The organism is Bordetella genomosp. 5 (genome assembly GCF_002261475.1).
Lineage (GTDB): Bacteria > Pseudomonadota > Gammaproteobacteria > Burkholderiales > Burkholderiaceae_B > Bordetella.
The window spans coordinates 90,147-106,848 of record NZ_NEVN01000013.1 but is presented as its reverse complement, the minus strand read 5'-3'; the positions used below and the strand labels follow the sequence as shown (position 1 = coordinate 106,848).

Below are 16,702 nucleotides of genomic sequence, written 5' to 3'. Positions count from 1 at the left end.
GAAGCAGTCGGCACTAACAGGTGGCGGATTGCCCCTGTACACTTTTTTCAATGCCAGGATGCGACCCGCCCTCCTGGCTCGTCATCACTGTCTGCAACCTAAGAAGGAAATCCATCATGCAACTGACTGTGCGTAAATTGGCACCCGCCGTGGCGCTCATGGCTCTGGTGCTGGCGGGTTGTACAACTCCCTCCAAGACGGGCGACAAGAGCGCCGCTACGCCCGCCACGACGCAGCCGGCACAGCCCGCGACCGCGTCCTCCGTCGAGTTCTACATCGCCCAGACGCAACCGGGCGCCGGCCTGGCCGAGGTCAAGGTGCCGGACGGCTCGCTGTACATGCAGCGCCAGCCGGTTCTGACGCGCGCCGATCTCACCGAAGCCGCCGCGCTGGTCGATCGCCAGGGCCAGAACTTCGTGGGCCTGCGTTTCACCGAAGCCGGTGCACGCAAGCTCAACGACGTGAGCTCGCAGAACGTCGGCAAGATGCTGGCGCTGGTGCTCGACCGTGAACTGGTCGCCGCCCCGAAGATCGCCGAGCCGCTGAACCGCGGCGTGCTGGCCTTCGGCGTGCCGTCCGAGCAGGCCGCCGCCGCCATCGCCGCCAAGATCCGTGGAGATGCGCCGGGAGCCGCTGCTCCGGGAGCCGCCGCTCCGGGAGCCGCTGCTCCGGGCGCCGCTGCTCCGAACGGTCGTACGCCGGCTCAACAGGCCGAGCCGTCGAACTCGCCCAACCAGCCCGCGCGCCCCTGATCGCGCAGGCCAAGGTGCAAACCCCCGGCTGCTTCGGCATCCGGGGGTTTTTTTATTGGGGTGTCATGTTCGGCGCGATGCGCACGCGATCCGCACGGGCGGGTCGCCAGGACACGAGCGCGCGCGACGAGGGTGCGCGTACCCGCGCGCGGCGGTACCGCCATCCATCAGGCGGGCGTTGGGGATACGCAGGAGGGATTCAGCGCCCGCGCCGGGGCGCGGGCGGTGCCGGGGAAGCGGGCAGACTCGCGGACTGAAACTCACGCAGCATCGTGCGCAACACCGAGTCGATCAGGCGCTGCTGTTCGGCGCTCAGGGCGTGATACTCGGCGGCGGTCATGCCACTGAACGGCCAGGGGTGGATGTCGGAGGCAACGTCGGACGAGGGCTCTCGCAGCGTCGTCGTGGTTTGCGGCACCACGGGCGTCATCGAGCCCGTCCCGGTGTCGAGCCAGACCGGATCGATCTTCAGGGCATGCGCGAGTTGTTGCGCCGAGCGACTGAATCGGCGCTGACCGCTTTCGTAGCTGGCGATGGCGCTTTGCGACACGCCGCTGACCCGCGAAAGCTGGTGCTGGGTGTAGCCGCGCACACGTCGTGCATGCTTCAGTCGGTCTGAGAAAGTGTTCACCCCGGAATTGAAGCTTGGTTCAGTATTACAGTGGTGATACCGACTATCACATTGTGATAATGTGCGACGCCCCGGGGTGTCGCGTTGGTTCATCCGGCAGTGGTCGTCTGCCCTGGCAAGGCAGCGGGTCTCCGGTCCTCGGCCCTTTGGTTGCGCGGTGTCCCCATGAACATATCCGAACCACTCCCGTCCGGCTCCGAACCTTTCTCATACGGCCAGCCGGCCCCGCTCCCCGGCACGACGCCGCTGTCTCCGGACATCGCGGCATCGGCGCAGGGCGGTGGCGTCATTCTGCACGTCCAGTGCCGGCCCCCCGGCTTCTTCCCGGACGCCCTCGAAGACAACCTGCGGCGTTCCGGGTGGCGCGTGCACGGGCTGCTCGCGCACGCGCTGACCGACGCGGCCGTGAGCGAGCAGGCGCCCGATGTGGTGCTGCTCAGTGGCGACGCGGAACACGCGGACAGCGTGATCGCATTGCTGCGCCATCTGCAGGCCCATCACTGGCCGGCCTTGCGCGTCGCGCTGTTGGGCGGCGCGTCGGCGTTTCTGCGGATTCAGGCCTTGCAGGCCGGCGCCGACCTCTGCTGCTCCCCCGAGGGTTCGGACGACTGGACGGCGGCCGAGCTGATCGCGATCTTCGAACGTTGGCGCAGCGCTTCAGCGGCGCGGGCGAGGCCGTCGCGCTGGCGGATCTGCGCATCGAGCCGTTATCTGTACGGGCCCGGCGCGGTGCGGGTGCCGCTCACGGCGGCCGAGGGGCTGTTCATGAGCCGGTTGCTGGCTGCGCCCAATCAACGCCTGGCGCGCACCGGCGGCGCCGAAGGGTCGCGAGGCGACGACGTCACCGTGGCGCGTCTGCGCAACAAGGCCCGGCAGCTCGGCGTCGATCTGCCGGTCTGCGCGGTGCGTAACTGGGGTTATCTGTTTCTCGACGAGGCATGAGGCGCGCGGCGATGCCGCGCGTCATGGTCGGATGTGTTTCGCGGGCCCGGGTCGCCCCTGATGCCCGCTGCCCCGCGATCAGGTGATCACGAGGTTGTCGCGGTGCACGAGCTCGGGGTCGGTCATGCTGCCCAGGATGAACGCGATCTGCGATGAGGGCTGGCGCATGATGCGGCGCGTGTCGGCCGCTGAGTAATTCACCAAGCCGCGCGCGCATTCGCGCCCCTGCGCATCGACGCAGGCGACCACATCGCCACGCTCGAACTCGCCCTCGACCGCCGTGACGCCGATCGGCAGCAGGCTCTTGCCCTCGTGCAGCAGGGCGCGCACGGCGCCTTCGTCGAGTTGCACCCGGCCGCGCAGGCGCAGGTGGTCGGCCAGCCATTGCTTGCGCGCCGACCACACCGGCAGCACGGCTTGCAGCTCGGTGCCGATGCACTCGCCTTCCGAGAGGCGGATCAGTACGTTGCGCTCGCGGCCCGAGGCGATCACGGTGTGCGCGCCGCTGTGAGCCGCGCGCTTGGCAGCCAGAATCTTGGTCAGCATGCCGCCGGTACCCACGCCGCTGCCGGCGCCGCCCGCCATGGCTTCGAGCGTGGCGTCGCCCGCCTGCGCGTGCTGCACGAATTTCGCATCGGGCTGCTTGCGCGGGTCGGCTTCGTAGAGGCCGCGTTGGTCCGTGAGGATGATGAGCGTGTCGGCTTCGATCAGATTGGTGACCAGCGCACCGAGCGTGTCGTTGTCGCCGAAGCGGATCTCGTCGGTCACGACGGTGTCGTTTTCGTTCACGATCGGCACCACGCCCATGCGCAGCAGCGCAAACAGCGTGGAGCGGGCGTTGAGATAGCGATGGCGATCGGCCAGATCCTCGTGCGTGAGCAGGATCTGCGCGGTGCGCAGGCCGAACTCCGCGAACGCCGCTTCGTAAGCCTGGCACAGGCCCATCTGACCCACGGCGGCGGCGGCCTGCAGCTCGTGCATGACCGACGGCCGCTTGCGCCATCCCAGACGCGCCATGCCTTCGGCGATGGCGCCACTGGATACCAGCACGACCTGCTTGCCCTGCTTGTGCAGGGCGGCGATCTGCGCGGCCCAGTGAGCGACCGCGGCGCGATCGAGGCCACGGCCTTCGTTGGTGACGAGCGAGGATCCGACCTTGGCGACCAGGCGCTGAGCCTGCGCGACGACGGAAACGGTTTCAGTGTGGGCAGTCATGGCGATGACCGGGCGAGACGTTGACGAAAGACCGCCCGGACGAACCGGGCGGCGCGGTGACGGACTGCGATTATGGCTTATTCGTCACCGTCACGCGGCTCGGTCTGCGCCGCGCCGGTCTGCACCGCGCCCGGCGCCGCACTGGCCTGCACTGAACCGCGCGTCGTATCGAAACGCGGGTCGTCGTGCACATACGTGCCTTCGGCCTGGTCCTGGGCGATCAGGTCTTTTTGCTTCTCGGCGTCGAGGTAGTCTTGCAGCGCCCAGATCAGATCCTGCGTGCCCTCGCCGCTGATGGCGGCGATCGCGAACACCGGGCCGTTCCATTCGAAGGCTTCGCAGAAGCGCTTGCGGGCGGATTCGGGGTCCTGGACCATGTCGAGCTTGTTGAGCACGAGCCAGCGCGGCTTGGCGGCGAGCTCGGGATCGTAGCGGCGCAGCTCTTCGACGATCGCGCGCGCACCGTCCACGGCGGCGTCGATGGGATCCGTGTCGGGATCCTGGCTCGAGACATCCACGAGATGCAGCAGCACGCGCGTGCGCGCCAGATGGCGCAGGAACAGATGGCCCAGGCCGGCGCCTTCGGAGGCGCCTTCGATGAGGCCGGGGATGTCGGCGACCACGAAGCTGCGTGCGGCGGAGGTGCGCACCACGCCCAGATTGGGATGCAGCGTGGTGAAGGGGTAATCGGCGATCTTGGGGCGCGCATTCGAAATACGGCTGATCAGCGTGGACTTGCCCGCGTTGGGCAGGCCCAGCAGGCCGACGTCGGCCAGCACCTTGAGCTCGAGGCGCAGGCGGCGTTGTTCGCCTTCTTTGCCCGGCGTCCATTGGCGCGGCGCGCGGTTGGTGCTGGACTTGAAATGCAGGTTGCCCAGGCCGCCCGAGCCGCCGGCGGCGAGCGTGACCTGTTCTTCGTGGCGGTCGAGGTCGAACAGCACTTCGCCGGTGTCGGCGTCGTGCACGACGGTGCCGACCGGCACGCGCAGCGTGATGTCGGGCGCGGCCGCGCCGTATTGGTCGGAGCCGCGGCCGTTTTCGCCGTTTTTGGCGCGGTGCAGGCGAGCGTAGCGGAAATCGATCAGCGTGTTGATGTTGCGATCGGCCACGGCATAGATGCTGCCGCCGCGACCGCCATCACCGCCATCAGGGCCACCCCTGGGGATGAATTTCTCGCGGCGAAAGCTCGCCACGCCATTGCCGCCTTTGCCGGCGATGACCTCGATGGTGGCTTCGTCTACGAATTTCATGTGCGTGTCTGGTCAGTGAGCGGGGCCGTGTCGCTCGCGCGCCCGAAGGCGCCGCGGTGGCGGCCGGTGATGCCGTGCGTGGCGTTGCGAGGTCGTATGCGAGGCCATGGCGGGCCGTGTTGCCCTGTGTCATGTGCCGCGTCGCTGATCGCGCATCTCGCCCGCGTGCTTGCCCGCAGGGGTATATGAAGTCCGGGATTCCTCGGCAGACGCGCTGCCGGGCAGGGATCCTGTGCCGGATATTTTGCCTTAAAACAAAAAGCCCCGCCGCGTGCGGCAGGGCTTTTTGCCGTGCGTGTGACGCGACCGATTACTCGGCGGCGACGACCGACACGATGGCCTTGTTCAGAGCACCCTTGGTGCCGAACTGGACCTTGCCGTCGGTCAGTGCGAACAGGGTGTGATCCTTGCCCACGCCGACGTTCACGCCCGGGTGAAAGCGGGTACCGCGCTGACGCACGATGATGCCGCCTGCCGAGATTTGTTGGCCGCCATAAACCTTGACGCCCAGTCGCTTCGATTCGGAATCGCGACCGTTACGCGTAGAGCCGCCGCCCTTTTTCTGTGCCATGTTTTAGCTCCTGAATACCGGGATCAAGCCGTGATGGCTTCGATGCGGATCTCGGTGTAGTTCTGACGGTGGCCCTGACGCTTCTGATAGTGCTTGCGACGGCGCATCTTGAAGATCTTGACCTTGTCGTGCCGGCCATGCGCAAGAACCGTAGCCTTGATCACGGCGCCAGCGACGAGGGGCGTACCAACTTTGAGTTGGTCGCCTTCGCCCACGGACAGCACTTGATCCAGGGTGATTTCTTGCCCGATGTCAGCAGGTATCTGTTCTACCTTGAGTTTTTCGCCAGCGGCAACGCGATACTGCTTGCCACCGGTTTTTACGACCGCGTACATGGGATATATCCTTGGAAAGATGTGGGGCTCGTGGTGCAGGGACGATCCGTGATCGGGTGGACGTTCAGGGCGCGGCTTCCGAAGAAGTGCGCCGGGGGTCTGTGCCTGATAGGTTCGATCCACCGGGGTGGAGTATCCGGACGTGAAGATCGTAGCGGTAACCGCGCGATGCTTCTTGCCGTGGATAGCCGGGGTCGTGGTCTCCAGATCCGTGGATTGGCTACTGCGGTTACTGCTGCAGGTTACTACTGCGGATCCGGCACGACGAGGCATTCCTGCGCCACGTGCTTTTTTCGGCCAATAAGCCGAATCGAGGATTCTAGCCGGGGGCTGTGGAAAAGTCAAAAAGGCGTTGCGCTAGAAGGGCTTAGCGTGTGGCGTGGGCGTCACGGTCGGCTGCCCCTGACATTCAGCCACCCTGACGTTCAGCCGCCCGGACGGTCGCCCACCGTCACCCGCGCCGCGATCTGGCGGGCGGCGTCCAGCAGCCCGGCGCGCACGGCGTCCGCATGGCGCGGGTCGAGGCGGTCCGCCGGCAGCGAGGTGCTGATCGCCACCCGGCGCCCCAGCGCCGTCTGGCCCACGTAGGCGGCATAGCAGCTCAGGCCGGCGCTCACTTCCTCGAGGTCCAGGGCCACGCCGGTGCGCCGCGCGGTGGCGAGCTCGGCGAGCAGTGCCGCGGGGTCGGTGACCGTGCGCTCGGTCAGGGCGGGCAGGGGCGAGGGCAGACGCGCGAGCACGTCGGCATCGCTGAAGCTGGCCAGCAGGGCCTTGCCCAGGGCGCAGGCATGAGCCGGCAGCCGCGAGCCCGGGTCGGTCACGAGCCGCACGGGGCGGCGTGCGTCTTCACGGGCGAGGTAGGCCACGTCGGTGCCGTCCAGCATGGCGAGCTGCATGACCTCGTTGTGACGCGCCACGAACGCGGCCGCCGCGTCGCGAAACGCGGGTTCGAGGCTGTCGTGACGTAGATAGGCGGACCCCAGCGAGAGCAGGGCCAGGCCGATCACATAGCCTTCGCCCGTCCGCTCGATCCAGCGCCGCGCCTCCAGCGTCTCGAGCAGCAGGTACAGCGAGCTGCGCGGCATGCCGCAGTCCCGCGCCAGGTCGGCTGGACGCACCGGCGACCCGCGTTCGGCGAGACGCCGCAGGATCTCGTCGGCCCGCGCGATGGCGGGGACTTCGTAGGACGCGACGCGCTCGCTCATGATCTGTCCAATATATTGGATAAGGCGCCATTATATTGGACGAGTGGCGCGCTCGCCTCCTAGACTGATTCCAGGCTTTCCCACCCCGATCGTCATTCAGAACGCCGCCGCGCGCGGCGCACGCCAGGAGACTCGCCATGACTTCCCCCGCTTCGGCCTACGCCGACTTCGCGCTCGACGCCGCCCACGACCTGCCCGAAGACCTGGACCAGGCGCTCCTGATCGGGCGCGTCTGGCTGGGCGCCCCGGCCAACGGGCCGGCCGTGGTGGTGGTGCGCCGCGGCGAGGTGTTCGACATCACGGCGGCCGTGCCGACCGTGTCGGATCTGCTGGAGCGGCCCGATCGTGTCGCGCTGGCGCGTCAGGCGGACGGCCCCTCGCTGGGCCCGGTCGCGGACCTGCTCGCGCGCTCGGGCCAGGCCGGCCAGCCGCGCCTGCTGGCGCCGTGCGATCTGCAGCCGGTCAAGGCCGCGGGCGTGACGTTCGCGGTAAGCCTGCTCGAGCGCCTGATCGAGGAGCAGGCGGGTGGCGACGCGAGCCAGGCCGAGACGATCCGCGCGCGGCTGCACGAACTGATCGGCACGGACCTGTCGCAACTGGTGCCCGGCTCGGAGCAGGCCATGCGCCTGAAGGCCGAGCTGCAGGCCCGCGGACAGTGGTCGCAATATCTCGAAGTGGGAATCGGGCCCGACGCGGAGGTGTTTTCCAAGACGCCGCCGATGGCGTCGGTGGGATCCGGGGCCTGGATCGGGCTGCATCCGGTGTCGGAGTGGAATAACCCGGAGCCCGAGATCGTGCTGGCCGTGACCTCGCGCGGCGAGATCGCCGGCGCGGCGTTGGGCAACGACGTGAACCTGCGCGACATCGAGGGCCGCAGCGCGCTGCTGCTGACCAAGGCCAAGGACAACAACGGCTCGTGCGCGATCGGCCCGTTCATCCGCCTGATCGACGAACACTACACGCTGGACGACGTGCGCCATGCCGACGTGTCGCTGCGCATCGACGGAACCGATGGCTTCGTGATCGACGGCGTGAGCCACATGGCCGAGATCAGCCGCGACCCCGCCGACCTGGTGCGCCAGACCTGCGGCACGCACCATCAGTATCCCGATGGCTTCATGCTGTTTCTCGGCACGATGTTCTCGCCGACCCAGGACCGCGCGGGTCCGGGCACCGGCTTTACTCATCGCGAGGGGGATGTGGTCAGGATCGGTTCGCCGCGCCTGGGCGCCCTGGTCAATCGCGTGGCCCGCTCCGACCAGATTGCGCCCTGGACCTTCGGTGTCCGCGCCCTTTACGCCAACTTGCGCGAACGCGGGCTGTAACAACCCGGCGTCCATCCGGAGGGGGCGGGGCGCAGCACGTATAATTCCGCCGACCCCGGCCTGGCGGCGCAGTCCGCCGGCCCCAAGCAACGAGCCGTGGGTCGGCTCGCATCATCTCCCCCGGAAACGCTTTGAATCTCTCCGAGCTGATCGCCCCCATTGCCGACGACATGAAGGCCGTCGACGCGGTTATCCGCGAGCGCCTGAACTCCGAGGTCGTGCTCATTCGAACCATCGGTGACTACATCATCGGCGCGGGCGGCAAGCGCATGCGGCCGGCCATGGTGCTGATGGTGGCGCGGGCGCTGGGCTATCAAGGCACGCATCATCAGCTGCTGGCCGCGGTGGTGGAATTCATCCACACCGCCACGCTGTTGCACGACGATGTGGTCGATGAGTCCGACAAGCGCCGTGGCCGCGACACCGCGAACGCGGTGTTCGGCAATGCCGCCAGCGTGCTGGTCGGCGACTACCTGTATTCGCGCTCGTTCGAGATGATGGTCGAGGCCGACTCGATGCGCATCATGCAGATCCTCTCGCAGGCCACCACGGTGATCGCCGAGGGTGAGGTGCTGCAATTGCTGAACGTGCATGATCCCGAGGTGTCGCAAGAGCGCTACCTCCAGGTCGTGCGCTACAAGACCGCCAAGCTGTTCGAAGCCGCGGCCCAGGTGGGCGCGGTGCTGGCCGGCGCCACTCCCGAACAGGAAGAAGCCGCCGCGGCCTATGGCCGCCACGTCGGCACGGCGTTCCAGTTGATCGACGACGTGCTGGACTACAGCGGCGACGCGCTCGCGCTGGGCAAGAACGTCGGCGACGATCTGCGCGAGGGCAAGCCCACGCTGCCGCTCATCCGCGTGATGGAAGTCGGCACGCCCGAGCAGCAGCAATTGATCCGTGACGCCATCACCACCGGTGACGCCGACTTCGCCGCGGTGGCCCAGGCCATCCAGCAGACCGACGCGCTCCAGCACGCCCGCGAGGCCGCCGAAGCCGAGGCACAACGGGCTCGCGATGCCCTCGCGAACTACCCCGTTTCCACTTTTAAAAATTCTCTGGTAGAATTCTGCGCTTTCGCGGTGAACAGAGATCGCTAACGTTTTTCGGCGGTTTTTGGTCAGGCTGAATGTGGCTGAAAAGCGAAAAGCGTGTGGCTGCAAAGCCAAAAGCAAGTGGCTGAAAAGCCAAAGCAGTTGTAGAGAATCGGGGCGTAGCTCAGTCTGGTAGAGTACTGCGTTCGGGACGCAGGAGTCGGAGGTTCGAATCCTCTCGCCCCGACCACTTACACTGTGGTTGAATTTTTGACGATGTTCCCGAAGCATCGTCAGTGGTGTTGAAAAACACCGTCGGCAAGAGCCGGTAGCGCGCAAGCACTGCCGGCTTTTTTGCGTCTGCCTTATCTGTGTAGTCAAGATGCGTCGCCCACGATGGCGCCAGGCAGTGATCGCGCGCTCGCGTCACGACTACGATCGGGTCGACGCTTCGATTGCCCTGCGGGCGCCCTTTGCCGTCATAAAGAGCTTCAGCGGGCTGACGTCCGGCAGTGAGACAAACCCATACTTGCGATAGAAGGCTGCCGCGCCCTCATCCTTGGCGTCGACCAGTGCAACCGTCACAGCAAGCGGGCCCGCGACGGCCATGCCCAGTGCCTCGGCTAACAGTAGTCCGCCCAAGCCCTGACCCTTGAACCGTTGGTCCACCGCGAGCCGACCGATAACGGCGGCGGGCAGTTGGGCGTACCGAGCTACTTGCTTCAGCAACGTTGGGGGCAAACGTGTCAATTCCACGGCGCCTGCCGAAAGAGTGAAGAAGCCCGCTACCGCATGGTTGCTCAAAAGCAGATACGCGCGAGTGGCATCTCTCCCTTCGTCCTGCCCCAACTGCTCGACAAAGTACTTATCGAGTTCCGGCGTGCCACAGCAAAAGTCCTTACGATCAATGGACTTCGAGAAAGACATCAATGTGAACGGCATTCCGCATCATTCCTTCTCTGGCTTGGTGCCGCGCAATATCCGGTCTCGAAGTGCAACCGCGCGTTTGAACGCGGCGGTGGGTTCGGCGGGCTCGGTTTCGAGGGCGGCGGCGAGCGTGTCCGAGTCGCGCCCGGACAGCTGCAAAATCACCTGCTGCTCGATTTCTTGCAGGGCGGCCTGGTGGGCCGCGTGTACCACGAAGTCGGATAAGGATCGTCCGGAAATATCGGCGGCGCGCTGAATGACAGCGCGCTCTTTTGCCGTCAATCTGGCATCCAGCCGCGCAGTGCGCGGTTCGTCGATGCGTTTGAGCTCTTGAGCGATGAGCTTGCGCAGTTGACCAACGATGTTGCTCGATGCGCGTTCGAGCTCGGTTGCGCGCGCTTGCCTGACTCGCGCTCGCGCCGGGGTGGCGGCTTGCAGGGGGCGGTCTTCAAGCAGGGCGGACCCCGGAGATTCGTTCACCAGCGAGCGATGCTTGCTTGCGTGAGACGGGTGTGCGGCCTGCCGTTGGCTGGCAGCGCCATAGCTCACATCAGGCTCGGCCAGCACCAAGCCCGTGGAAGAGCTCTTTGGATCGCGAGCCGGACGCTTGCGCTTCTCGACAGCTTTGGGCGGTGGCGTCGGATCGCTGCGGCGAGCTGCCATGGCAGTCACTCCTTGTACTGACAAATACGTACCCGATGATTGTACGGACTCGGCCGTACAGGGGCGACGATTCCTCTCGGCGTTTCGGACGGAGTCAATGGACTGACGGCAACAGGGGCCCGGCCAGCCGCGGGCAGCGCGGCAAGCGAGGTTGCCTTATCGTTTGCCGCCGTTGTTGTCGGCCGGCATGCGGGCGCAGTATTCCCTGAGGATGTCTTCGAGCGCCGCCTCGGCGGCCGGGGTGCGTTCGTCGCTGCGGACGCGGCGGATCAGGTTGATGGGGGGCAGGTTCCAGCCCCAGTCCCAGTCGATGCGGCCGATGCGGCCGCGGGCGGCGAGTTCCTGGGCGATCTCCTCGGGCACCACCGATATCAGCGTGTCGTCGTTGCCGAGCAGGCCTTCGATCACATCCGTGGAATACGCCTCCACGATCGGGGTGGGCGGCGGCAGGCCTTGTCGGATGAAGTGTTCGGCGATGAGGTGGCGGGTGGGCGTTTTCACTTCCGGCAAAACCCAGCACATGGCGGCGACCCCGGCCCAGTCGGGCGCGCGCGCCTGCAGGCGGCGCGCGAGTTGCGCATGGGCGATCAGGCAGGGGCGCTGGTGATACAGCACCTCGTGCGCGAGGCCGTCGAGTTCGGTGAAGGCGGAGACGCGCCCGATCATGCAGTCGAGCTCGTGCCGGCGCAGCATCGGCAGCAGGTGGTCGGTGGTGGCGCGGTGCAGGGTGAGGGTGACGCCGTGGCGCGCGTGCAGGGTGGCGATGGCCGCCGACAGCAGGGCGCTCGAGACGTAGGGCACCGCGCCCACATGCAGGTGCGCCGCGTGGCCCTGTTGCAAAGCCTGCACCTCACGCGCCCAGAGCGAGAGGTCGTTGTGCATGCGGCGCGCGCGGGCGATGGCCAGTTCGCCCAGCGGCGTGGCCTGCAGGCCGCGGCCGGTGCGCAGGAACAGCGGCGCCTCGAAGATGTCTTCGATCTCGAGCAGGGCCTTGGTGGCCGCCGGCTGGCTGATGCCTGCCTGCGCGGCCACGCGCGTGAGCGAGCCGTGATGGGCGATGGCGATCAGCAGCTCGAGGTGGCGATGCTTGAGGCGCCGGGCCAGGTTGGGCAGGGAGGGGCTCATGCCGTGATATTCCTGAATGGTTATGCAGCTATTCGAATATAGCCAAATTCAGTTATTTCAGGCTTCTATACTGAGCGCCATCAACCCGACCCAGGATCGCCGCTCCATGTCCGACTTCACCACCCGCCCTGAAATCCAAGGCACGTTCGGCGCGGTGTCGTCCACGCACTGGCTGGCCTCGCAGGTGGCGATGGGCGTGCTGGAGCGCGGCGGCAATGCCTACGACGCCGCCGTGGCGGGCGGCTTCACGCTGCAGATCGTCGAGCCGCATCTGAACGGGCCGGGGGGCGAGGTGCCCATCCTGTTCTGGAGCGAGCAGGAGGGCCGCATGCGCGCCCTGTGCGGGCAGGGGCCCGCGCCGGCGCTGGCGGATCCGGCCTACTTCCGCAACATGGGACTCGATCTGGTGCCCGGCATCGGGCTGCTGCCCGCGACGGTGCCGGGGGCGTTCGGCGCGTGGCTCACGATGTTGCGCGACTACGGCACGTGGGAGCTGGCGGATGTGCTGGCGCCCGCCATCGCTTATGCACGCGACGGCTTTCCGCTGGTGCCGCGTATTTCGCAGGCCATCCTGGCCGTGCAGGCACTGTTCCGTGCGGAATGGACGTCGTCGGCCGAGGTCTGGCTGCCGGACGGCAAGGTGCCCGCGCCCGGCACGCTCATGCGCACACCGGCCATCGCCGACACCTACGAACGCATTCTCGACGAGGCGCACGCGCGCGCCACGGATCGGCGTGGCCGTATCGATGCCGCGCTCGACATCTGGTATCGCGGCTTCGTGGCCGACGCCATCGACGATTTCTACACCCACGCGCAGATCCGCGACACGACGGGCGAGCGCAACCGCGGCCTGCTGCGCAAGGCCGATCTGGCCGATTGGCAGGCGAGCTACGACGAGCCGGTGACGCTGGACTACGGGCGCTACACGGTGGCCAAGTGCGGCGCATGGTCGCAAGGGCCCGTGCATCTGCAGCAGCTTGCCATCCTGCGCGAACTCGATATGTCCGGCCTGGCGCCGGATTCGTTCGAGTTCGTGCACCGCGTGGCGGAGGCCGCGAAGCTCGCCTTCGCCGACCGCTGCGCCTGGTATGGCGACCCCGACTTCGTCGACGTGCCGGTGCAGGAGCTGCTCTCCACCGAATACGCGCGCAGCCGCGCCGCGCAGATCGGCCGGCAGGCGAGCACGATGCTGCGGCCTGGCAATCCGGGTGGGCGGGTACCCCGCCTGCCGGACCTGCAGGCCGCCACGCGCACGCTGGCGCAGGCGGACACGCGCTACGGCGTCGGTGAGCCGACCTTCGCGGCGCTGCCGCCCGTGACCGAGTGGGCCGCGCGCGAGATCTTCGTCGGCGATACCTGCCAGATCGACGTGGTGGATCGCCACGGCAACATGGTGGCCGCCACGCCGTCGGGCGGCTGGCTGTCGTCGAGTCCGGTGGTGCCGGGCCTGGGTTTCTCGCTGACCACGCGCCTGCAGATGACCTGGCTGGACCACGGACTGCCGGGCACTCTGGCGCCCGGCAAGCGCCCCTCGACCACGCTGTCGCCGGGTCTGGCGCTGCGTGACGGCCAGCCCTACATGGCGTTCGGCACGCCGGGCGGCGATCAGCAGGATCAATGGACGGTGTCGTTCCTGCTGCGTCACGCCGCGGGGCTCAATCTGCAGGCGGCGATCGATGCGCCGTCGTGGCACATCGATCATTTTCCGGGATCGTTCTGGCCGCGTGCCATCACGCTCAATCGCCTCACCGTCGAATCGCGCCTGCCTGCGGCCACGCAGGAGGCGTTGCGCGCGGCGGGTCACGAGCTGGTGGTGGGGGCGCCCTGGTCCGAAGGCCGCATCAGCGCGTGCACGCGCGAAACGCGCGCCGGCGGCGGCTGGCTGCTCAAGGCTGGCGCGAATCCGCGCGGCATGCAGGGGTACGCGGTAGGCCGCTGAGATCGGCGGGTCGGCCGGCACATCAGGCCGGCGCCACCGCGTCTTCAGCATCACCGATTCACGATTTCAATTCAGCCGGCGCGACGACCGGTCCACACACAAGGGGTAAACACCATGCCATTGCCGTTCAAGAAACTTTTCGCCGGAGCCGTGCTGGGCTTCGCGCTCGCCGCACCCGCCGCTCAGGCCGCCTGGCCCGAGAAGCCCATCACCATCATCGTGCCGTGGGCCGCGGGCGGGTCCACCGACATCCTGGCGCGCATGCTGTCCGAAGGCCTGACCCAATCGCTCGGGCAGCCGGTGGTGGTGGAAAACCGCTCGGGCGCCTCGGGCAATATCGGTTCGGCCTATGTGGCCCGCGCCAAGCCGGACGGCTACACCCTGCTGGTGGGCTCGATGAGCACCCACACCATGAACCAGGCGCTCTATAACAACATGCCGTTCGATGGCGTGAAGGATTTCACGCCGATCGCGGAGCTGGCGCTGGTGACCAACACGATGGTGGTGCACCCCGACGTGCCCGCCAAGACGGTCAAGGAGCTCGTGGCCTACGCCAAGGCCAATCCCGACGCCATCGCGTACGCCTCCGCGGGTCAGGGCTCGACCAATCACCTGAGCGCGGTGCTGTTCGAGAAGGCCGCTGGCGTGAAGATGATGCACGTGCCGTATCGCGGCGGCGCACCGGCCGTGCTAGATACCGTGGCGGGCCGCACGCAGCTGCTCTTCAGCGCCGGCACCCAGACCCTGCCTCACGTGCAGAGCGGCAAGCTGAGGCTGCTGGCCGTGACCGAAGGCGAGCGCTCGCCGCTGCTGCCCGAGGTGCCGACCGTCGCCGAGACGCTGCCGGGTTACGAGCTCGCGGTCTGGTACGGCGCGTTCGGTCCGGCCGGCATGCCCGCCGAGCTCACGCAGCGCCTGAACCAGGAGATCAACCGCATCCTGAAGCGCCCGGACGTGATCAAGAAGATGAACGACATGGGCGTCGTGCTCACGGACACCACGCCGGAGCAATTCGGCAAGCTGCTCGCGGCCGATGCCGACAAGTACGGCAAGCTCATCAAAGAACTCGGGATCACCGCGGAATGAGCCAGGTCGCGCTGCTCGACTCGCCGGCGGCGCTCGCCGCGCTGGACCGCCTCACCGCGGCCCACGCGGCGGCCGACATGGCGGCCGTGTTCGCCGCCGTGGACGCCTACGCCGGCACGGTGCTCGCGCACCGGCTGTGCACGGCGAACCGCGTGGACGTGGACGCCATGCGGGTGGTGCGCCTGTACAGCTCCAACCCGCAGGCGTATCCGCCGGGCGGCAGCAAAGAGAAGGCCGGCACGCCGTGGGGGCAGCGCGTGCTGCGGGATCACGAGATCTTCGTGGGGGAGGGCGTGGACGCCATCCGTGCCTTCTTCGACGACCACGACGCCATCGCCCGGCTCGGACTGCAATCGGTGATCAATGTGCCGGTCGTCCAGGGCGGGCGCTGCGTGGGCACGCTCAATTTCCTGATGGCGCACGAGACCGTGCAGGCATCGCACGTACACATGGCGCGGCTCGCCGCCGCCATGTGCGTGCCCGCCTATCTCGCGGCACAGGGCTGATCCCATGTCGTTGCGTGCGCAACGACATGGGGTCGTCGTGGATCAGGCCGGCACGTGGCCGTGCAGCAGATAGTCCATCAGCTCGCGTACCGAGCGCACCGCGTTACCGAACGGCAGGCGCGAGGCGCCGCGGAAAAATAACCCCTTGCTGACCTCGCCGCGCAGGGCTGCGGCCAGCTTCAGGTCGATGCAGAACTGGCCGAAGCGCGCGATGCCGTCGCGCAGCCCGCATTGCGTCAGGCAGTCCATGCGCTGGCTGCAGCGGCGCGGATCGTTGCGCGTGTTGGCCTGCAGCGTTTCCTCCTGCTTGAGGTAGCGGGTGAGCCACGGTGTGCCGACGGCGCGCGCGGGCAGGCCGGCCACGCTGGTGAACTCCAGCAGCTGCTCGGGCTCCGCGTCGATCAGCACGCGCTTGAAATTCTCGTGCGCATCGCACTCTTCGGTGACGGCGAATGCCGTGCCGACCTGAATGCCGTCGGCGCCCTCGCCGAGCCAGTGGCGCACCTGCTCATGGCTGCCCACGCCGCCGGCCAGGATGATCTTGGGCGCGTCGCGGCCCAGTTGCAGGTCGGCGAACACCTGCCGGCAGCCGACGAGCACCTTGCCGAAATCGAAGCGTTCGTCATGCAGATCATCGATCCGTGCCGCGCCCAGGTGGCCGCCGGCGTGGCCCGGATGTTCGATCACCACGGCGGCTGCCATGCGGCCTTTCTTCATCCATTTTTTGAGCACGGCCGAGACCCCGCGCGCTTCGGACAGGATCGGAACGAGCGCCACGTCGGGGTGGTCGGCCGTCATTTCGGGCAGGTCCATCGGCAAGCCCGCGCCCATCACGATCGCGTGGGCGCCGCTTTCGCAGGCCTGGCGCACCAGGCCGGGATGGTCGCGCACGGCTTTCATGACGTTCACGGCGATCAGTCCACGGCCTTGCGCGAGCGCGAGCGCGGCGCGCACCTCACGGTCGAGCGCTTCGCGGTTGGCGGCGTCGATGAGCTCGCGATCGCGGCTGCGTTCGGTGCGCTCGACGAGATCGGGGTGATGGTGGCGCAGGTCGACGCTGGCGATCGTGCCCACGCCGTTCTGGCCGGCCACGGCGCCGGCGAGGCGATGCGCCGAGATGCCCACCCCCATGCCTCCCTGGACGATGGGCAGCAGGTCGCGGCCTGCAAGGACGAGCGGTTTCAACCAAGTCATGATGT

The 16,702-nt window shown here is 67.5% G+C and carries 17 protein-coding genes and 1 tRNA gene; 8 read left to right on the top strand and 10 right to left on the bottom strand.

Features of this window, described 5'->3' with window-relative positions; all coding sequences use genetic code 11:
• Window positions 1-116: 116 nt before the first annotated feature.
• On the top strand, window positions 117-752 hold the full coding sequence (locus CEK29_RS21430) for a SecDF P1 head subdomain-containing protein (protein WP_255176229.1): 636 nt from the start codon (window positions 117-119) through the stop codon (window positions 750-752).
• A 199-nt stretch (window positions 753-951) separates the two neighbouring features.
• Here CEK29_RS21430 and CEK29_RS21425 read toward each other — a convergent pair whose 3' ends face one another.
• The gene (locus tag CEK29_RS21425) at window positions 952-1,383 is read right to left on the bottom strand and encodes a helix-turn-helix domain-containing protein (RefSeq protein WP_094859290.1); all 432 of its coding nucleotides are present in this window, start codon (window positions 1,381-1,383) and stop codon (window positions 952-954) included.
• A gap of 165 nt (window positions 1,384-1,548) precedes the next feature.
• Here CEK29_RS21425 and CEK29_RS21420 point away from each other — a divergent pair, with 165 nt between their 5' ends.
• Window positions 1,549-2,325 (top strand): response regulator transcription factor, encoded by a 777-nt coding sequence (locus CEK29_RS21420; RefSeq protein WP_094804567.1) that lies wholly within the window; start codon window positions 1,549-1,551, stop codon window positions 2,323-2,325.
• Between the two features lie 78 nt (window positions 2,326-2,403).
• Here the strand turns inward: CEK29_RS21420 and proB are convergent, their stop codons facing one another.
• The 5 genes from proB to CEK29_RS21395 form a co-directional block, all read right to left on the bottom strand.
• Entirely contained in the window at window positions 2,404-3,540 is a 1,137-nt protein-coding gene (gene proB, locus CEK29_RS21415) for a glutamate 5-kinase (RefSeq protein WP_094804565.1), read from the bottom strand.
• Window positions 3,541-3,617: 77 nt separating this feature from the next.
• The gene (gene obgE / locus CEK29_RS21410; protein WP_094859289.1) at window positions 3,618-4,790 is read right to left on the bottom strand and encodes a GTPase ObgE; all 1,173 of its coding nucleotides are present in this window, start codon (window positions 4,788-4,790) and stop codon (window positions 3,618-3,620) included.
• Window positions 4,791-5,100: 310 nt separating this feature from the next.
• Window positions 5,101-5,361 carry a 50S ribosomal protein L27 gene (rpmA, locus tag CEK29_RS21405; RefSeq protein ID WP_094804562.1) on the bottom strand — a complete coding sequence of 87 codons (261 nt, stop codon included), beginning with the start codon at window positions 5,359-5,361 and terminating at the stop codon, window positions 5,101-5,103.
• Window positions 5,362-5,384: 23 nt separating this feature from the next.
• Entirely contained in the window at window positions 5,385-5,696 is a 312-nt protein-coding gene (gene rplU, locus CEK29_RS21400; RefSeq protein WP_094804560.1) for a 50S ribosomal protein L21, read from the bottom strand.
• A gap of 425 nt (window positions 5,697-6,121) precedes the next feature.
• Window positions 6,122-6,901: an IclR family transcriptional regulator gene (locus CEK29_RS21395; protein WP_094859288.1), complete on the bottom strand. Its 780-nt coding sequence runs from the start codon at window positions 6,899-6,901 to the stop codon at window positions 6,122-6,124.
• A 137-nt stretch (window positions 6,902-7,038) separates the two neighbouring features.
• Here CEK29_RS21395 and CEK29_RS21390 point away from each other — a divergent pair, with 137 nt between their 5' ends.
• From CEK29_RS21390 to CEK29_RS21380, 3 genes are all read left to right on the top strand, one after another.
• The gene (locus CEK29_RS21390; protein ID WP_094859287.1) at window positions 7,039-8,226 is read left to right on the top strand and encodes a fumarylacetoacetate hydrolase family protein; all 1,188 of its coding nucleotides are present in this window, start codon (window positions 7,039-7,041) and stop codon (window positions 8,224-8,226) included.
• Between the two features lie 131 nt (window positions 8,227-8,357).
• A complete protein-coding gene (gene ispB, locus CEK29_RS21385) occupies window positions 8,358-9,323 on the top strand; it encodes an octaprenyl diphosphate synthase (protein ID WP_094804554.1) in 966 nt (321 codons plus the stop codon).
• Window positions 9,324-9,430: 107 nt separating this feature from the next.
• Window positions 9,431-9,507, top strand: a tRNA-Pro gene (locus CEK29_RS21380).
• Between the two features lie 182 nt (window positions 9,508-9,689).
• Here CEK29_RS21380 and CEK29_RS21375 read toward each other — a convergent pair.
• From CEK29_RS21375 to CEK29_RS21365, 3 genes are all read right to left on the bottom strand, one after another.
• Window positions 9,690-10,199 (bottom strand): GNAT family N-acetyltransferase, encoded by a 510-nt coding sequence (locus CEK29_RS21375; RefSeq protein ID WP_094859286.1) that lies wholly within the window; start codon window positions 10,197-10,199, stop codon window positions 9,690-9,692.
• A 6-nt stretch (window positions 10,200-10,205) separates the two neighbouring features.
• The gene (locus CEK29_RS21370; protein ID WP_094859285.1) at window positions 10,206-10,847 is read right to left on the bottom strand and encodes a type II toxin-antitoxin system TacA family antitoxin; all 642 of its coding nucleotides are present in this window, start codon (window positions 10,845-10,847) and stop codon (window positions 10,206-10,208) included.
• A 156-nt stretch (window positions 10,848-11,003) separates the two neighbouring features.
• Window positions 11,004-11,972, bottom strand: a complete 969-nt coding sequence (locus CEK29_RS21365) for a LysR substrate-binding domain-containing protein (RefSeq protein WP_094859284.1) — start codon at window positions 11,970-11,972, stop codon at window positions 11,004-11,006.
• A 106-nt stretch (window positions 11,973-12,078) separates the two neighbouring features.
• On the opposite strand from CEK29_RS21365, the gene CEK29_RS21360 reads away from it, so the two are divergent.
• From CEK29_RS21360 to CEK29_RS21350, 3 genes are all read left to right on the top strand, one after another.
• A complete protein-coding gene (locus CEK29_RS21360) occupies window positions 12,079-13,911 on the top strand; it encodes a gamma-glutamyltransferase family protein (protein ID WP_094859283.1) in 1,833 nt (610 codons plus the stop codon).
• A gap of 114 nt (window positions 13,912-14,025) precedes the next feature.
• Window positions 14,026-14,997: a Bug family tripartite tricarboxylate transporter substrate binding protein gene (locus CEK29_RS21355; RefSeq protein WP_094859282.1), complete on the top strand. Its 972-nt coding sequence runs from the start codon at window positions 14,026-14,028 to the stop codon at window positions 14,995-14,997.
• A complete protein-coding gene (locus CEK29_RS21350; protein ID WP_094804544.1) occupies window positions 14,994-15,503 on the top strand; it encodes a GAF domain-containing protein in 510 nt (169 codons plus the stop codon). The genes CEK29_RS21355 and CEK29_RS21350 overlap by 4 nt, the downstream gene beginning before the upstream one ends.
• Window positions 15,504-15,545: 42 nt before the next feature.
• Here the strand turns inward: CEK29_RS21350 and CEK29_RS21345 are convergent, their stop codons facing one another.
• Window positions 15,546-16,697, bottom strand: coding sequence for an NAD(P)H-dependent flavin oxidoreductase (locus tag CEK29_RS21345; protein ID WP_094859281.1), 1,152 nt, complete (start codon window positions 16,695-16,697; stop codon window positions 15,546-15,548).
• Window positions 16,698-16,702: the final 5 nt, after the last annotated feature.